Source organism: Alterinioella nitratireducens (assembly GCF_013155465.1).
Lineage (GTDB): Bacteria > Pseudomonadota > Alphaproteobacteria > Rhodobacterales > Rhodobacteraceae > Alterinioella > Alterinioella nitratireducens.
In genome coordinates, this window is the sequence record NZ_JABJVX010000001.1 from 146,140 (window position 1) to 161,651 (window position 15,512).

Below are 15,512 nucleotides of genomic sequence, written 5' to 3' on the forward strand. Positions count from 1 at the left end.
CCTCAAACTCATCTCTGGCGTGAGGATCGTCGCAGATCGGTCGTCGGACCAACCCTCGGTTCGACAGGAACGCAACCCGGTTGGACATCTCAACCGCCCTTGCGATGCATCGGCCAGGCGCGGAACTCGAACGGCACGCGGCCCTCGACCCGGTCCTGGCGCGGCGGCAGGCCGAAACGCTCCTTGTAGGCGCGGGAAAAATGCACCGGGCTGGCAAAGCCCGAGGCCAGCGCCACCTGTGCCAGCGCCATGTCGGTCTGCGTGACCAGCCCGCGCGCCCGGTCCAGCCTTATATCGCGGTAGTAGATCGACGGGGTCTTGCCGACATGCCCCTCGAACAGGCGGTTGAGCTGCCTGTGCGAGACGCGGGCCGCGCGGGCGATCTCGGCGATGGGGATCGGGGTTTCAAGATTGGCCTCCATCGCGGCGATGGCACGGCGCAGCGCGGTGGGGGTGACGCTGCCCGCGGGCTCGGACGCGCCCGCGTTCTGGGTGCTGCCGGGCGGGCGCAGGGATTGGTGAAACAGGTAGCGCGCGGCGGCATTGGCGGTCGCATCGCCATGCGTGCCGCGCAGGATGTTGAGGGCGAAATCCACCGAGGCGCTGCCGCCCGCGCAGGTGATCCGGTTGCCGTCGAAGACGAACAGATCCTCGCTGACCTCGACCTCGGGGAAGGTTTCGCCAAACGCGTCGATATGTTCGTAATGCACCGTGGCGCGGCGGTCCTTGAGCAGGCCGGCACGCGCCAGGATGAAGGCCCCGGTATCCAGCGCGCCAAGCGTGCTGCCGGAATGCGCCCATTGCCAGAGCTGCGCGTGCAGGCGCGAGGAGCGGTGCTGTTCGGGCGTCCAGCTGGAGGAGACGATAACGATATCGAAGCGGTGCTCCGGCAGGTCGTTCAGCGCCACCGTCTCGACCTGCATCCCATTGCTGGCGGTGCAGGCGCCACCGGACGCCGAAACAAGCGTCCAGTCGTAAAGGCCGCGCCCCTCAAGATAATTCGCGGCGCGGAACGGGTCGATGAAGCCCGCCGTGGCCCCTAGGTTGAAATAGGGGGTCACGAGGATCAGCAGGTGCAGGGTCTTGTCCGGTCGCGTGTGGTTCATTTCCCGTCCATTCGGGATCAGGAAAGCACAGAAACCGGCCGTTGCCTAGACGGTCCCGTTCCGCGCCAGCACGTCCAGCCCTTGTGTCTTGAGGTAATGCAGCAGGTCGATGAAGACCCAGTTTTCCGCCAGCTTGTCGCCGCGCCGCCGGTAGATGTCGATGACGCGAAACTCGCCCGCCGTGGTGCTGGCAGGCAGGCCCATGAAGCCGCCCGTGGGGATCGCGGTGAAATTGGGCCAGCCGAAGAAGCCGCCGTAATGCCCTTCGGCCAGTCGGGCGAGGTGGCGGGTCCTGGAGCGTTCGGTGAAGCCCGCCCGGAATGGCCCGGAATGCTGGCGGGCGTAGCGCGCGATGGTGTAGCTTGCGCCGATGCCCGCAGGCCCCCACCAGAGCATGTCGTCATGCCAGGTCTGCGCCAGTTCCTCCTCAAGCGGCAGCCCGGATTTCCAGGTGCCGAGGTCATTGATCATCGCGTTGATCACGGCCAGCGTCTTGTCGCCCGCGCCCGGATCCTGCGGTCCGGTCAGCAGCCCGTCATGGGGGCGCGGCCCCGGCTGGACCAGATGCGCGGCGGTTTGCGGCGGGAACGGGTTCTGCCCCGCCTGCATCATCAGGTGGGGGATGTCGAAAAACGCGGCGGTCTCCTTGATCTTGCCCCCCTCGACCCGGTGGAAATCGCAATAGCGCAGCATGGTCAGCCGCCCCGAGGGCCGGATGCCGAGCCAGGGCGCATCGAAGAGGCCCATCAGATGGCCCATGGACACGACCCAGACCGACGCGCCGCCATCGAGGCTGTTGGCCCCGGCAAAGAACACGTCCATGCGGCGCTGGATATGGGTGAGCGACCCGCGCAACCCGTCCCAGAACCGGCTTCCCACGGCCTCGGCCCCGGTGATCCGGTCGAACGGGTGCATGCCGCGCCACAGGTAATCGGGCGCGGTAAAACGGGCGAGGGTGTCGGCGGCGGCGTCCGCCGGGGCGGCCTCCAGCGCCTCCTGGCAGGCCAGAACCAGGTCCTTTGCGGCTTGGATGTCTTGCATGGTGCCTCACGTGGAGCGAATCGCCCGGACGGTGCGGGCATGGCCGGATTAAGCACCGGATCGCCGTGATTTGCAAACGTATGCAATTTCTGCTTGCCATTCCCTCGACGCCCCGCTTACCATCCTCGCAAACGTATTCAAAACCGAGGAGTCGGAGGTCATGTGGTGGCGAGGGCAAGGGCCGTTGGCAGGCCGTCTGTTCAAGGCAAGGGCCGTGTGGGAGGCCGGGGAATGACCGACCGCCACACGCATCACAAGGCGCTGCTGGAGCCGCTGCGCGCGGCACTTTACGACTTCGACGAGGCCAGCGCGCGCCGGGCCTTGCAGGCGGTCGCGCCCGATGCGCTTTTCCGTCATTGCCACCCGTTCGGCGACATTCAGGGGGCGGATGGCTTCTTTGACGCGGCCTTTGCGCCCCTGGCCCGCGCCTGGCCCGATCTCGAGCGGCGCGATTACATCGTCATGGCGGGGCCGGATGAACACGGCGCCGATTGGGTCGGCTGTGGCGGGTTCTATACCGGCACGTTCAAGCGCCCCTGGATGGATATTCCGCCCACGGGCCATATCGTCACCATGCGCTTTGCGGAGTTTTACCGCCTCGAAGACGGCAAGGTTGTCGAGGTCCAGGCCATCTGGGACATCCCCGAGGTGATGATGCAGGCAGGTGCCTGGCCGCTCGCCCCTTCGCTCGGGCGTGAGGTCCTGGTGCCGGGACCGGCAACGCCCGACGGGATCGTGCCGGGGCCTTATGACGAGGCCGAGGGCGCGGCCTCCTGCGCGTTGATCATCGACATGCTGGAGCATCTCAAGCGCCACCCGAGCCAGGGCGGGCCGGAGGTCATGGAGATGCCGAAATTCTGGCATCCGAAAATGAACTGGTACGGGCCTGCGGGGATCGGATCGGGCCGGGGCATCAAGGGCTTCCGCGACTGGCACCAGATCCCCTTTCTGGCCGGAATGCCCGACCGGGGGCAATACCTGGACGAGATCACCTATCATTTCTTCGGCGACCGCAACTATGCCGCCGTCACAGGCTGGCCCAACATGATGCAGACCATCACCGCGCCGGGCTGGTTGGGGATTGCACCCTCGGGGCAGAAGGTCTCGATGCGCAGCCTCGATTTCTGGCGCATCGAAGGCGGTTTGATCCGCGAGAACTGGGTGCTGGTGGACCTTCTGCACATGTATGACCAGATCGGCGTCGATCCCTTCGCCCGGATGCGTGAATTCAACAAGGCGCGCATGGGCTTTGACGATGAAACGGGGCGCGCGGCATGAGCCTTGTCCTGCATGGCAGAGCAACGTCATCGAACGTGCAAGCCGTCATGTGGGGGCTTGCCGAACTCGGCCTGGATGTCGAGCGGCGCGATGTCGGGGGGCGGTTCGGGGGCAATGAAACACCAGAATATCGCAAGATGAATCCCATGGGCCTGATCCCGGTCTTGCAGGATGGAGAGGTCGCGTTGTTCGAAAGCGCGGCGATCCTGCGTTACCTGGATCGGCGCTATGGTCAGGGGCGGTTGTCGACCGACGATCCGCGTGGCGACAGTTGGGCGGAATGGGCCAAGCACACGATGTGCCGCACCTTCACATTGCAGGTTTTCTGGGGCTTCTACCGCACCCCCGAGGCGGATCGCGACATGGCGGCGGTCATCGCGGCGCTGCGCCGGTTCGAGGCGCTTGCGGCTTTGGCCATGGCGCAGCGCGGCGCCGACGCATGGCTGATGGGCAACCGGTTCTCGCTTGCGGATATCTGGGTCGGGCACGTGCTGTATCGTTATTTCACGCTCGATCTGCCACGCCAGCCGCCGGATGGGCTGAGGGCGTATTACGACGCGCTGCAACAGCGACGGGTCTATTGTGATCATGTCATGATCGACTATTCCGAATTGAAAGGACGGCTTTCGTTTTGACCAGACTTCCCCGCACCCCCTCGTTCCGCCTCGACGGCAAGCGCGCGCTGGTGACCGGCGCATCCTCCGGCATCGGCCAGGGCTGTGCCGTGGCGCTGGCCGAGGCGGGGGCGCATGTGGTCTGCGCCGCGCGCGGGGTCGAGAAGCTGCAAGCCACGGTTGACGCGATGGCGGCAGAGGGCTGGTCGGCCGAGGCGCTGGCGCTGGATATGGCCGATCTGGACGCGCTCAGCGATGCGATGACGGGCCAGGCCCCGTTCGACGTGGTGGTGAACTCTGCCGGAATGGCGCGGCACGGGCCCGCGCTGGAGACCACGCCCGAGGATTACGACGCGGTGATGGATCTGGACCTGCGCGCGGCCTATTTCCTGTCCGCCGGTGCCGCGAAGGGGATGCAGGCGGCGGGGCTGCGCGGCTCGATCATCCATATCTCCAGCCAGATGGGCCATGTCGGCGGCATTGACCGCGCGGTCTATTGCGCGGCGAAACACGGGCTGGAGGGGATGATCAAGGCGATGGCGGTGGAATGGGGGCCGATGGGCATCCGCGTCAACACGATCTGCCCCACCTTCATCCGAACGCCGCTGGCGCAGGTCACGCTGGACAACCCCGAGCGCGCCAAGTGGATCACCGACAAGATCAAACTGGGTCGCGTCGGCGAGGTCGAGGATATCATGGGCGCGGTGGCCTACCTGGCCAGCGATGCCTCGGCCATGGTCACGGGCACGGCGCTCCTGATCGACGGCGGATGGACGGCCGAGTGATGGCGGGCAAGGTCACATCCCTGCAGGTGGCCGCCCGCGCAGGCGTCAGCCAGAGCGCGGTCAGCCGGGTCTTCACGCCCGGTGCCTCGGTGTCCCAGAAGACCGCCGAGAAGGTGCGCAAGGCGGCCGAGGAACTGGGCTACCGGCCCAATGTCCTGGCCCGCGCCATGGTGTCGGGCAAAAGCCGGATCATCGGGTTGGTGGTGGCCTACCTGGAAAACTACTTCTACCCCGAGGCGCTGGAGAAGCTGTCCAACGCGTTGCAGGCGCGCGGCTATCACGTGCTGATCTTCATGGCCTCGCAGAACGCGGGCAATCTGGACGATGTGATGTCCGAGATCCTGGATTACCAGGTCGACGGCATCGTCATCGCCTCGGTCTCGCTGTCCTCGGACGTGGCCGAGCGCTGCCAGTCGGCGGGCGTGCCCGTGGTGCTGTTCAACCGCAGCCAGGATATCGAGGGGATCACGTCGATTTCCTCGGACAATGTTGCCGGCGGGCGCAAGGTGGCCGAGTTCCTGATGGCGGGCGGGCATCGGCGCATCGGCTATATCGCCGGGTGGGAGGGCGCCTCGACCCAACGCGACCGCGAGGCGGGGTTCACCGCCGCGTTGCACGACTCCGGACAGCAGGTGTTTTCCCGCGAGGTCGGGGATTTCGACACCGCCCGCGCCCGTGAGGCCGCCCGCGCCATGTTCGACAAGCCCGCGGATCGACGCCCCGATGCGGTTTTCGTCGCCAATGACCACATGGCCTTCGCGGTGATGGATGTGCTGCGGTTCGAGCTTGGCATCGCGGTGCCGGGTGAGGTCTCGGTGGTCGGCTATGACGACGTGCCGCCCGCCGCCTGGCCCGCCTACAACCTGACCACCGTGCGCCAGCGCGCCAACCTGATGGTGGGTGAAACCGTCGCGGCGCTGATGGACCATATCGACACGCCCCAGACCGCCCGCCCGCGCCGGGTGGCGATCGACGGCCCCCTCATCCTGCGCGGCTCGGCCCGCAGCCCGATCGACAAAGGATAGAAGAAATGCAAGGTTTCGACCCCAAGTTCAGCGATTTCCCCGACTACATCATCGGCATCACCAAGGAGATCTGGGAGGATCGCGGCATCGCCACGCTGCACCAGTATTACGGCGATGAGATCGTGGTGCGCAGCCCGGCCTCGGTGGTGATCGGCAACCAGAATGTCATCGGGGCCACCATGGCGACGCTGGCCGAGTTCCCGGACCGGGAATTGTTGGGCGAGGATGTGATCTGGTCGGGCACGCCCGAGGAGGGGATGCTGTCCTCGCACCGCATCATCTCGACCGCGACGCACGCGCGCGACGGCATGTATGGCACGGCGACGGGCAGGAAGCTGCAATACCGCATCCTGGCCGATTGCCATGCGATCAACAACCAGATCAACGATGAATGGCTGATCCGCGACCAGGGCGCCATCGTGCGCCAGATGGGGTGGGAGCCGAGGGCCTATGCCGCCGACCTCATCGCGCGCGAAGGGGGGCCGGAGAAATGCGTCCAACCGCTGACGCCCGCCAATGATGTCGCGGGCCCCTACAAGGGCCGGGGCAACGACAATGAATGGGGCGCGCGCTATGCCGGTATCCTGACCCGGATCATGGGCGCGGACATGGCCACGATCGAACGCGACTATGACCGCGCCGTGCAGACGGAATACCCGGGCGGCGTCACTGGCCATGGGTGGGGCGCGGTCGATCAGTTCTGGATGGGCCTGCGCGCGGCCTTTCCGGGGGCGGCGTTCAGGATCGAACACCAGATCGGCCGGGACGACCCCAACATGTGCCCGCGCGCCGCGATCCGCTGGTCGCTGCATGGCAAGCACACCGGCTGGGGCGCGTTTGGCGTGCCGACCGGCGCCGAGGTCTATATCCTGGGCATCAGCCATGCCGAGTTCGGCGAGGTGATCGGCGGCCAGGTGAGCTTGCGCCGGGAATTCACGCTGTTCGACGAAACCTCGGTCTGGAAACAGATGCTGCTGCAAGGGGCCGCGCAGTGATCCATCAGCAACGCGAACCTGTCAGACGCCTGCACGTGGCGCTTCAGGCGCGGCGGGCCGAGCGGCTCAATCCGCATCCGCCGGGGGGCTGACTTTCTTGCAAGAAAGTCAGGCGATCCTTCGAAGGATCGCACCCCTCCCGACCCAATAAAGGACCAATCCCATGACCCCTTCCGAAATGGAATCCCGCATCGTTCGCTACGGCGAGCTTCACCCCTGCAAGACCGCCTTCATCGACGCCCACACACCGGGCAGCGACCAGAAGGAGAACTTCACCATCATCGGCGGCGGCGTCTCCGAGAGCCCCGACCAGCATGTCCACATCACCATCCCGCACGGCTTCAACATCGGCGCGGCGGGCCAGCCGCCGAAATGCCGCAACTCGATGCACAACCACCGCACGGCGGAGGTGTTCTTTGTCCTCAAGGGCCGCTGGCGCTTCTTCTGGGGCGAGAAGGGCGACGCGGGCGAGGTCATCCTGGAAGAGGGCGACATCTTCAACATCCCCACCAACATCTTCCGCGGCTTCGAGAATATCGGCACCGATTACGGGATGATCATGGCCATTCTCGGCGGCGACGATGCCGGCGGCGGTGTTATCTGGGCACCGCATGTGATCGAGGATGCCAAGGCCCATGGCCTGATCCTTGGCGAGAATGGCAAGCTCTACGACAGCAAGAAGGGCGAGCGCCTGCCCGAGGGCGTGAAGCCGATGCCGCTCCTGTCGAAGGAGGAACTGGCCAAGGTCGATTGCCCGAGCGCCATGGACGTGATCGGCGGCTATGTGCGCCGCTATCTCGACATGGTGGCGCTGGCGGAGGAAAAGCCCGTCAAGGTGATCGGCGCGGAGGGCCTCATTCGCGACAAGCCGGGCTTCGAGGTCGATTTTCTGACCCGCGCCAGCGCGACGCAGGAGAAGCATGAGCATGACAAGCCCTCGGTCCTGATGCCGGTGAAAGGCCATTGGCGCGTGGACTGGGACGGCGGCAGCGCCACGCTCGCCCCCGGCGACACGATGTCGGTGCCCGAGGGCCTGGCACATTCCGTCGTGCCCTCGATGACCGGCGAGGCCGCGCTTTTCCACGTCATCGCCACGGACGATGCGGCGGGACCGACCTGGAAGGGGTGAGCGGTGATGCGCATCCTCACAGGCTTTGCCGCGCTTGTCGGCCTCAGCATGCTGGTCGCCGGGGTCACCTCGGGTGCGTCTGCATCGCTCTGGGGCGGGCTGGCGGTGGCAGGCGTTGCGGGGGCGCTTTTCTGGCGCAGCTTGCGCAACCCGGAGGTCACGCGAAAGATGGGCAGCTTCGCCCAGGTGACATTCGCGATGCAGCCCGGCCCCGGCGTTTCGGGGCCGGGCACCTACGCCCGCGTTGCCACCCCTCAAGGGAACGCGTGGGATGTGGCGCTGGACCGGCTGCCGGTGCGTGAGGATATGGATGCCTATGACATCGCGCATCGAGGGTGGGTCTGGCTTGCCCCGGGCGGCTTGCCCGAAAAGGTCCGCATCGACTATGGCACGACCTGGAAGAGCTGGCCGGTTCTGAAAGCCACCGAGACGAAAGGACAGATGAAATGACGAAACTCCTCGCAACCCATGTCGGATCGCTGCCGCGCAGCCAAGAGGTGGTCGATTTCATCTTCGCCCGCGAGAACGGCACCGAATACGACCCCGCCGCTTTCGACGCCTGCATGACGGCGGCGGTCTCCGAGACCGTGCGCAAACAGGTCGAGGCGGGGATCGACATCGTCAGCGATGGCGAGACCTCGAAGATCTCCTACGCCACCTACGTAAAGGATCGCTATACCGGCTTCTCGGGCGACAGCCCCCGCAACGCGCCCGCCGATCTCAAGATGTTCCCGAGCTTCCTGCAACGGCTGGCCGACGATGGTGGCACGCCACAATATGCCCGTCCGATGTGCACCGGCGAGGTGCGATCGAAGGGGCAGGGGGAATTGCAGAAGGACATCGACAACCTCAAGGCGGCTATGACTGACCATGGCGCGACACGCGGTTTCATGAACGCGGCCTCGCCGGGGGTGATCTCGCTCTTCCTGCAAAACGACCATTACAAGACGCGCGGGGCTTATCTGGCGGCACTCGCCGATGCGATGAAGGCGGAATACGAGACCATCGTGGCGGCGGGGCTGGACCTGCAACTGGACTGCCCCGACCTGGCGCTGTCGCGGCACATGCTGTTCAATGATCTCAGCGATGCCGAGTTTGTCCATGTCGCGAATGATCATGTCGCGGCGCTGAATCACGCGCTTGCCGACGTGCCGCAGGAGAAGGTGCGCATCCATATCTGCTGGGGCAATTACGAGGGGCCGCATTGCTGCGATATCCCGATGGACAAGGTGTTCTCGACGCTGATGTCGGCCAAGGCGCAATACCTGCTCTTCGAAACCTCGAACCCGCGCCATGCGCATGAATGGACCGTGTTCCGCGACCGCCGCGCCGAGATCCCCGATGACAAGATCCTGGTGCCGGGGGTCGTGGATACGACGACGAATTTCATCGAACATCCGGAGGTCGTGGCGCAACGCATCGAACGATTTGCGGGGATCGTCGGCAAGGAGCGGGTGATCGCAGGCAGCGATTGCGGCTTCGGCACCTTCGCGGGCTTCGGGGCGGTCGATCCCGCCATCGCCTATGCCAAGCTGGCGGCCCTGTCGGAGGGTGCGGCGCGGGCGGATGCACGGCTGTGACACCGCTTGTGATGCTACCGGGGATGATGTGCGACGCGCGCCTCTTCGGCCCGCAGATCGAGGCATTGTCCGGCACCTACCCGCTGATGACCCTGCCCATCGGCGGCAAGGATACGATGGTCGAACTGGCGCGCGAGGTGCTGGCCGTCGCGCCACCGCGCTTTGCACTCCTGGGGTTGTCCATGGGCGGGATCGTGGCGATGGAGATCTTGCGCCAGGCGCCCGCGCGAGTGGATCGGCTGGCGCTTCTGGACACCAATCCGCGTGCCGAGACCGAGGAGAAGCGGGCGGGCCGCACGCCGCAGATGGAGGCGGCGGCGCGAGGCGGTCTGGCCCGGATCATGCGCGACGAGATGAAGCCCAATTACCTGGCCGATGGCCCCCGCCGGGGCGCGATCCTCGACCTCTGCATGGCGATGGCGCTGGATCTGGGCCCGGATGTCTTCATCCACCAGTCCCGCGCGCTGCGCGACCGGGTCGACCAGTCCGAGGTGCTGCGCGCCTACAAGGGTCGGGCGCTGGTGCTGTGCGGGCGCGAGGATACGCTCTGCCCGATCGAGCGGCACGACTACATGCACGGGCTGCTGTCGGGCAGCCAGTTGCAGATCATCGAGAACGCCGGGCACCTGCCCACCCTGGAACAACCCGAACTGACAATAGCGGCCATCCGCCGCTGGATGGAGGCCTGATGGACACGACACTTCTGGACCTTTTGCGCAAGGTCGATACCCCCACCGTCTGCAATGCCATCGAGGTGGTGCAGGGCAAGCGCGGGTTCGACCGGTTCACCCGTGGCACGATGGTGTGCTCGGCGCCGGGCGAGGCGATGGTGGGCTATGCCCGCACCGCGCGGATCGCGGCACTGGCCCCGCCGACAGAGGCCCCGGACGTGATCCGCACCCGTCGGATGGCCTATTACCGCTACATGTCGGAGGGCCCGCGCCCCGGCGTGGCGGTGGTCGAGGATCTGGACGGGGCCGCCGCGATCGGGGCCTATTGGGGCGAGATCAACACGACGATCCACAAGGGGTTCGGCCTGTCGGGTGCGCTGACCAACGGCGTCATGCGGGACTTGGGCGACCTGCCCGAGGGGTTTCCCGTGGTGGCGGGATCAATCGGCCCGAGCCACGGGTTCGTGCATGTGCGCGATCTGGATTGCGAGGTGCGGATTTTCGGCCTCTCCGTGCGCCCCGGCGAGTTGATCCATGCCGACCGCCACGGCGCGTTGGTCATTCCGGAGGGTGTCGTCGGGGGCTTGCGGGCGGGGATCGAAAGCCTTCTGGCGACCGAGAAGATCGTGCTGGACCCGGCGCGGGCGGACGGGTTCGACTTCGCCGCGTTCGAGGCCGCCTGGGCGGCGTTCGAGAAGGCGCGCACCTGACCAGATTGAAAACCCTGGCGGGTTTGCTCCATTTTTTTGGTGCCTCCGGCGGGGATATTTCCGGAACAAAGAAGCATCAGGTGGCAAGATCGGCCAGCGCGGGTGGTCTGGGGCCGCCGGTGGCCCAATCCAGAAGCTCGACCGTGTGGACGATGGGAATCTCGGTGGCCGAACCGATCTGCATCATGCAGCCGATATTGCCGGCGGCGATGATCTGCGGGTCGGTGGCCTGGAGCGTCTCCACCTTGCGGGTCTTGAGCTGGCCCGAGATCTCGGGTTGCAGCAGGTTGTAGGTGCCCGCCGAGCCGCAGCATAAGTGCGCGTCGCGCGGCTCGACCACGGTGAAGCCCGCCTTTTTGAGCAGCGCCTTGGGGTGGGTGGTGATCTTCTGCCCGTGTTGCAGGGAACAGGCGGCGTGATAGGCGACGCGCAGGGTCGGCGCCCGGGGCTGGAGGTCGAGACCGGCCAGAAGCTCGGTGATGTCCTGCGCGATGGCCGAGACGCGGGCGGCATCATCGGCCAGATCGGTGGTGCGGAACATGTGGCCGTAATCCTTCACCGTGGTGCCGCAGCCCGAGGTGTTGATGACGATGGCGTCGAGCCCTTCGCCGTCGATCTCGGCCACCCAGGCAAGGATGTTCCTGGCCGCCGTGGCATGCGCCTCATCGGTCTTGCCCATGTGATGGGTCAGCGCCCCGCAGCAGCCCGCGCCGCGCGCAACCACGACCTCGCAACCGTGGCGGCGCAGGATGCGGATGGTGGCGTCGTTGATATCGGTGTTGAGCGCCTTCTGCGCGCAGCCCGTCATCAGGGCGACGCGGGCCTTGCGGGGGCCTGCGGCGGGAAAGACCTGCGCGTCGTCATTGCGGCTGACCGGCGGGATGGTCTTGGGCGCCATCGCCAGCATCGCGCGCAGGCGGGCGTCGGGGATCAGGCGGGCGAAGGGCCTGGCCAGTTTGGCCCCGGCCAGGGCCGCGCGGAATCTGTAGGGGTAGGGCAGGATGCGCGCCAGCGTCCAGCGCAGCAGGCGGTCCAACAGGGGGCGTTTGTAATTCGCCTCGATATAGGTGCGGGCGTGGTCGACCAGGTGCATGTAATGCACGCCCGAGGGGCAGGTCGTCATGCAGGCAAGGCAGGACAGGCAGCGGTCGATATGCTTGACCGTCTTCGGGTCCGGCACGCGGCTGTTCTCCAGCATGTCCTTCATCAGGTAGATGCGGCCGCGCGGGCTGTCGAGCTCATCGCCGAGCACCTGGTAGGTGGGGCAGGTCGCGGTGCAGAAGCCGCAATGCACGCAGGCGCGCAGGATCTCGTTGGCGCGCGCGGTGCCGGGGTCTTGCAGTTGGGCATCGGTGAAATTGGTTTGCATGGGATCAGCCCATCAGGCCGGGGTTGAGGATGTGATCGGGGTCGAACCTGGCGCGCAGGCCCTCGGAGATCCTGGCCAGCGCCGGGGCCTGCGGCTGAAAGACGGGCGTGCTGCGGCGCAGGTCTTCGGGCGCGCGGATCAAGGTGGCGTGGCCACCATACGGGGCGAGCGCGTCGCGGATCACCGGGGCCGGGTCGGCGTGGTGGGCGGGCACCGAAAGCCAGATCAACCCGCCGCCCCAGTCCAGGCTGGCCTCCGCCCCAAGACGGTCGTGCAAATGCGAGGTCAGCGGGGCCGCGTCGGTGGGTTTGAGGGATAGTCGCCAGAGCGTGTCGTCGCGGCCCTGGAACGCCGTCAGATCGCGGATATCACGCCAGAGCGCTGCGTGGCCTGCGCCCTCGATCCGGTCGCTGTCGAGGTCGCGGAACCGGGCCTGCAATTGCGTGGCGCGGTTCCGGACCTGCAAATCGAACCCCTCCAGCCGCAGATAAGCCGTGCCGTTCTGCCAGGCCGCGCCGGAAACCTCGTAGGGCGTGCCGAGGGCGGCGCAGAAGAGGTCGGTGGCCTGCGCCACGGTCAGACCGGGAAAGGCGAGGGTGCAGGCGGTCTCGGGGCGCGGCAGGGTCTTCAGCGACACTTCGGTCAGGATGCCGAGCGTGCCATAGGCGCCACACATCAGTTTCGCGAGGTCCAGCCCGGTGACGTTCTTCATCACCCGCCCGCCATTCTTCAGCACCTCGCCGCGCCCGTTGACGAAGCGCACGCCCAGAAGATGATCGCGGCAGGCGCCAACAGCCAACCGGCGCGGGCCGGAGATGGCGGCGGCGACCATACCGCCCACGGTCGGCGTTCCGTTCGAGCCAAGGAGGCCGCGATGGTCCATCGGCTCGAAGGCCAAGTGCTGGTTCTCAGTGGCGAGGGCCGACGTGACCTCGTCCAGCGGCGTGCCCGCGCGCACCACCATGTTGAGGCTGCCGGGCTCATAGAGCGTGATGCCGGTCAGGCGATCCGTTGAGAGGGTGGTGTCGGTCTCGATGGCCTGGCCGATGACGCTGCGGGTGCCGCCGCCCCGGATGCGCAGGCGGGTATGGCTCGCCGCAGCATCTGCGACGGTTTCGGCCAGTTCGGCCTCATTGGCGGGGGTGAGGAGGGCGCTCATGCAAGGCCCTCCCGTCGGGTCAGTTCCGGGAGGCGACGTTCCAGGCACCTTCGTGCCAGCCCATCGCGGGGGGCAGGATGCCCGTAGAGAGCAGGCAGGGCGGCGCTGCGTCGGGGCCGGAGGAAAGGCCCGACAGAACGCCCCGTGCGGGAGGGGGCGCTGGCAGGACAGGGGTGCCCGCCTCGATCCGCTCCAGCGCGGCGTCGAGAGAGAGGGGGGCGGGCAGGTCGTTCACATGCGGCGTCAGGTCGATCTGCGGGGCGACCGGCATGGGCATGGTGACGCCCCAGGAGGCAAGGGCGGGGACGGTGGTTGCGATCAGGGCAAGGGCTGCGATGACGGTACGCAGCGGATGGGAAAAGAGCTTGGTCATGCAAAAGTCCTTTGGCATTCAATGCCCAGCAAAAGGCGGGAGGGATGCCATGACCATAGCCCAATAAGTGTGCAAATGACAATAACAACTGTCGCCCCTTCATGCCCCGCATGTCCGATAGGTCCGGATCACCCTGTGCAAACCCTTGATTTCATGCCCGGTTCCGCCGTGTTTCGCTGGCCGGAAGCGGAAAGACCTTGGTGGGGTTCAGGCGCCAGTTCGGGTCGAACACATCCTTGACCTGCATCTGCATTTCCAGGTCCGATTCGGAAAACTGGTTCCCCATCAGGTCGCGTTTCTCGATCCCCACGCCATGTTCGCCGGTCAGGCAGCCGCCCATCTCGACGCAGAGGCGCAGGATCTCGGCCCCGAGTGCCTCGGCCCGTTCCAGGTCGCCCGCCGTGTTGGCGTTGTAGAGGATCAGTGGGTGCATGTTGCCGTCGCCCGCGTGAAACACATTGGCCACGCGCAGCCCGTGCTCGGCGGCCAGATCGCCGATGCCCCTGAGGGTCCGGGGCAGGGCCGAGACCGGCACGGTGCCATCCAGGCACATGTAATCGTTGACCTGCCCCATCGCCCCGAAGGCCGATTTGCGGCCCTTCCAGATCGCGGCGCTTTCCTCAAGGCTTTCGCTCACGCGCATCTCGACCGGGTCCAGCGACTGCGCGATGGCGGTGATCTTGCCCAGTTGATCCTCGATCTCGGCCTCGGAACCTTCGACCTCGACGATCAGCAGCGCCTCGCAGATCGGGTATCCGGCATGGGCGAAATTCTCGACCACCTCGATGCAGGGCCGGTCCATGTATTCGATGGCCACGGGCAGGAGGCCCGATTTGATGATGTCGGCCACGCATTGCCCCGCGACCTCGGCGCTGTCATAGCCGATCATGACGGGCCGCGCGCCCTCGGGCTTGGGCAAGATGCGCAGGGTGGCTTCCGTCACGACCGCCAACTGCCCCTCTGAGCCGCAAATGAGGCCGAGCAGGTCCAGCCCGCCCGCCTCCATCTGTGCGCCGCCAAGCTCGACGATCTCGCCATCCGCCAGCACCATGCGCACGCCCAGAAGGTTGTTAGTGGTCACGCCGTATTTCAGGCAATGCGCGCCGCCCGAGTTCATCGCGATATTGCCCGCGATGGCGCAGGCCAACTGGCTGGAGGGGTCGGGCGCGTAGAAGAACCCGTCGGCATCGACATGTGCGGAGACGGAGAGGTTGGTCACCCCCGTCTGAACCCGGATGAAGCGGTTGGGATAGTCGACCTCCAGCACGTCGCGCAGCCGCGCGGTGCCCAGGATGACGCTGTCGGCCGTGGGCAGCGCACCGCCCGCCAGCGAGGTTCCGGCCCCGCGCGGCACAACCGGCACACCCATCTGGTGGCAGACCCGCATCACGGCGGCGACGCCTTCGGTCGTGCGCGGCAGGGTCACGGCCAGCGGGGGGCAGCGATAGGCGGTCAGCGCGTCGCATTCATAGGCCCGCGTTTCGACCGGGTCCGAGATCACGTCCTCCGCGCCGATGGCCTCGGCCAGGGCGGCCACGATCTGGTCCTTGCGGGACAGGATCGACGCGTCGGGGGCGGGCATGGCGATGGTGGACATGGGCGGCAGGCTCCTCCTTGTCCGCGAGTCAGTCGGTTTCGGAAAGACTAGCCGATATTGGTCAGAAAATCTAACCAAAA

Annotated in this window: 16 protein-coding genes; 10 read left to right on the top strand and 6 right to left on the bottom strand. The window is 66.5% G+C overall.

What is annotated here, in order from left to right:
• Positions 1–89: 89 nt before the first annotated feature.
• Together HNS34_RS00655 and HNS34_RS00660 are read right to left on the bottom strand one after the other, a co-directional pair.
• Positions 90–1,106 carry a GlxA family transcriptional regulator gene (locus HNS34_RS00655; RefSeq protein WP_172316982.1) on the bottom strand — a complete coding sequence of 339 codons (1,017 nt, stop codon included), beginning with the start codon at positions 1,104–1,106 and terminating at the stop codon, positions 90–92.
• Between the two features lie 45 nt (positions 1,107–1,151).
• Positions 1,152–2,147: a nuclear transport factor 2 family protein gene (locus HNS34_RS00660; RefSeq protein WP_172316984.1), complete on the bottom strand. Its 996-nt coding sequence runs from the start codon at positions 2,145–2,147 to the stop codon at positions 1,152–1,154.
• 231 nt (positions 2,148–2,378) lie between these two features.
• On the opposite strand from HNS34_RS00660, the gene HNS34_RS00665 reads away from it, so the two are divergent.
• The 10 genes from HNS34_RS00665 (at position 2,379) to HNS34_RS00710 (ending at position 10,934) form a co-directional block, all read left to right on the top strand.
• Positions 2,379–3,425 (top strand): ester cyclase, encoded by a 1,047-nt coding sequence (locus HNS34_RS00665; RefSeq protein WP_172316986.1) that lies wholly within the window; start codon positions 2,379–2,381, stop codon positions 3,423–3,425.
• Complete coding sequence (locus tag HNS34_RS00670; protein ID WP_172316988.1) at positions 3,422–4,060, top strand: glutathione S-transferase family protein; 639 nt, start codon at positions 3,422–3,424, stop codon at positions 4,058–4,060. The genes HNS34_RS00665 and HNS34_RS00670 overlap by 4 nt, the downstream gene beginning before the upstream one ends.
• Entirely contained in the window at positions 4,057–4,824 is a 768-nt protein-coding gene (locus HNS34_RS00675) for an SDR family NAD(P)-dependent oxidoreductase (RefSeq protein WP_172316990.1), read from the top strand. Before HNS34_RS00670 ends, HNS34_RS00675 begins: the two co-directional genes overlap by 4 nt.
• Positions 4,824–5,849: a LacI family DNA-binding transcriptional regulator gene (locus tag HNS34_RS00680; RefSeq protein WP_214647385.1), complete on the top strand. Its 1,026-nt coding sequence runs from the start codon at positions 4,824–4,826 to the stop codon at positions 5,847–5,849. The genes HNS34_RS00675 and HNS34_RS00680 overlap by 1 nt, the downstream gene beginning before the upstream one ends.
• Positions 5,850–5,854: 5 nt before the next feature.
• Positions 5,855–6,844 carry a nuclear transport factor 2 family protein gene (locus tag HNS34_RS00685; RefSeq protein WP_172316992.1) on the top strand — a complete coding sequence of 330 codons (990 nt, stop codon included), beginning with the start codon at positions 5,855–5,857 and terminating at the stop codon, positions 6,842–6,844.
• 163 nt (positions 6,845–7,007) lie between these two features.
• Positions 7,008–7,973 (top strand): cupin domain-containing protein, encoded by a 966-nt coding sequence (locus HNS34_RS00690; RefSeq protein ID WP_172316993.1) that lies wholly within the window; start codon positions 7,008–7,010, stop codon positions 7,971–7,973.
• A 6-nt stretch (positions 7,974–7,979) separates the two neighbouring features.
• Positions 7,980–8,423 (top strand): hypothetical protein, encoded by a 444-nt coding sequence (locus tag HNS34_RS00695; protein ID WP_172316995.1) that lies wholly within the window; start codon positions 7,980–7,982, stop codon positions 8,421–8,423.
• Positions 8,420–9,553: a cobalamin-independent methionine synthase II family protein gene (locus HNS34_RS00700; protein WP_172316997.1), complete on the top strand. Its 1,134-nt coding sequence runs from the start codon at positions 8,420–8,422 to the stop codon at positions 9,551–9,553. The genes HNS34_RS00695 and HNS34_RS00700 overlap by 4 nt, the downstream gene beginning before the upstream one ends.
• The gene (locus tag HNS34_RS00705) at positions 9,550–10,242 is read left to right on the top strand and encodes an alpha/beta fold hydrolase (RefSeq protein ID WP_172316999.1); all 693 of its coding nucleotides are present in this window, start codon (positions 9,550–9,552) and stop codon (positions 10,240–10,242) included. Before HNS34_RS00700 ends, HNS34_RS00705 begins: the two co-directional genes overlap by 4 nt.
• The gene (locus HNS34_RS00710; RefSeq protein WP_172317001.1) at positions 10,242–10,934 is read left to right on the top strand and encodes an RraA family protein; all 693 of its coding nucleotides are present in this window, start codon (positions 10,242–10,244) and stop codon (positions 10,932–10,934) included. The genes HNS34_RS00705 and HNS34_RS00710 overlap by 1 nt, the downstream gene beginning before the upstream one ends.
• Before the next feature lie 76 nt (positions 10,935–11,010).
• Here HNS34_RS00710 and glcF read toward each other — a convergent pair whose 3' ends face one another.
• The 4 genes from glcF to HNS34_RS00730 form a co-directional block, all read right to left on the bottom strand.
• A complete protein-coding gene (gene glcF / locus HNS34_RS00715; RefSeq protein WP_172317003.1) occupies positions 11,011–12,303 on the bottom strand; it encodes a glycolate oxidase subunit GlcF in 1,293 nt (430 codons plus the stop codon).
• A 4-nt stretch (positions 12,304–12,307) separates the two neighbouring features.
• Positions 12,308–13,462: a glycolate oxidase subunit GlcE gene (gene glcE, locus HNS34_RS00720; protein ID WP_172317005.1), complete on the bottom strand. Its 1,155-nt coding sequence runs from the start codon at positions 13,460–13,462 to the stop codon at positions 12,308–12,310.
• A gap of 19 nt (positions 13,463–13,481) precedes the next feature.
• Positions 13,482–13,835, bottom strand: coding sequence for a hypothetical protein (locus HNS34_RS00725; RefSeq protein WP_172317007.1), 354 nt, complete (start codon positions 13,833–13,835; stop codon positions 13,482–13,484).
• A 151-nt stretch (positions 13,836–13,986) separates the two neighbouring features.
• Entirely contained in the window at positions 13,987–15,432 is a 1,446-nt protein-coding gene (locus HNS34_RS00730) for an FAD-linked oxidase C-terminal domain-containing protein (protein ID WP_214647386.1), read from the bottom strand.
• Between the last annotated feature and the right edge of the window lie 80 nt (positions 15,433–15,512).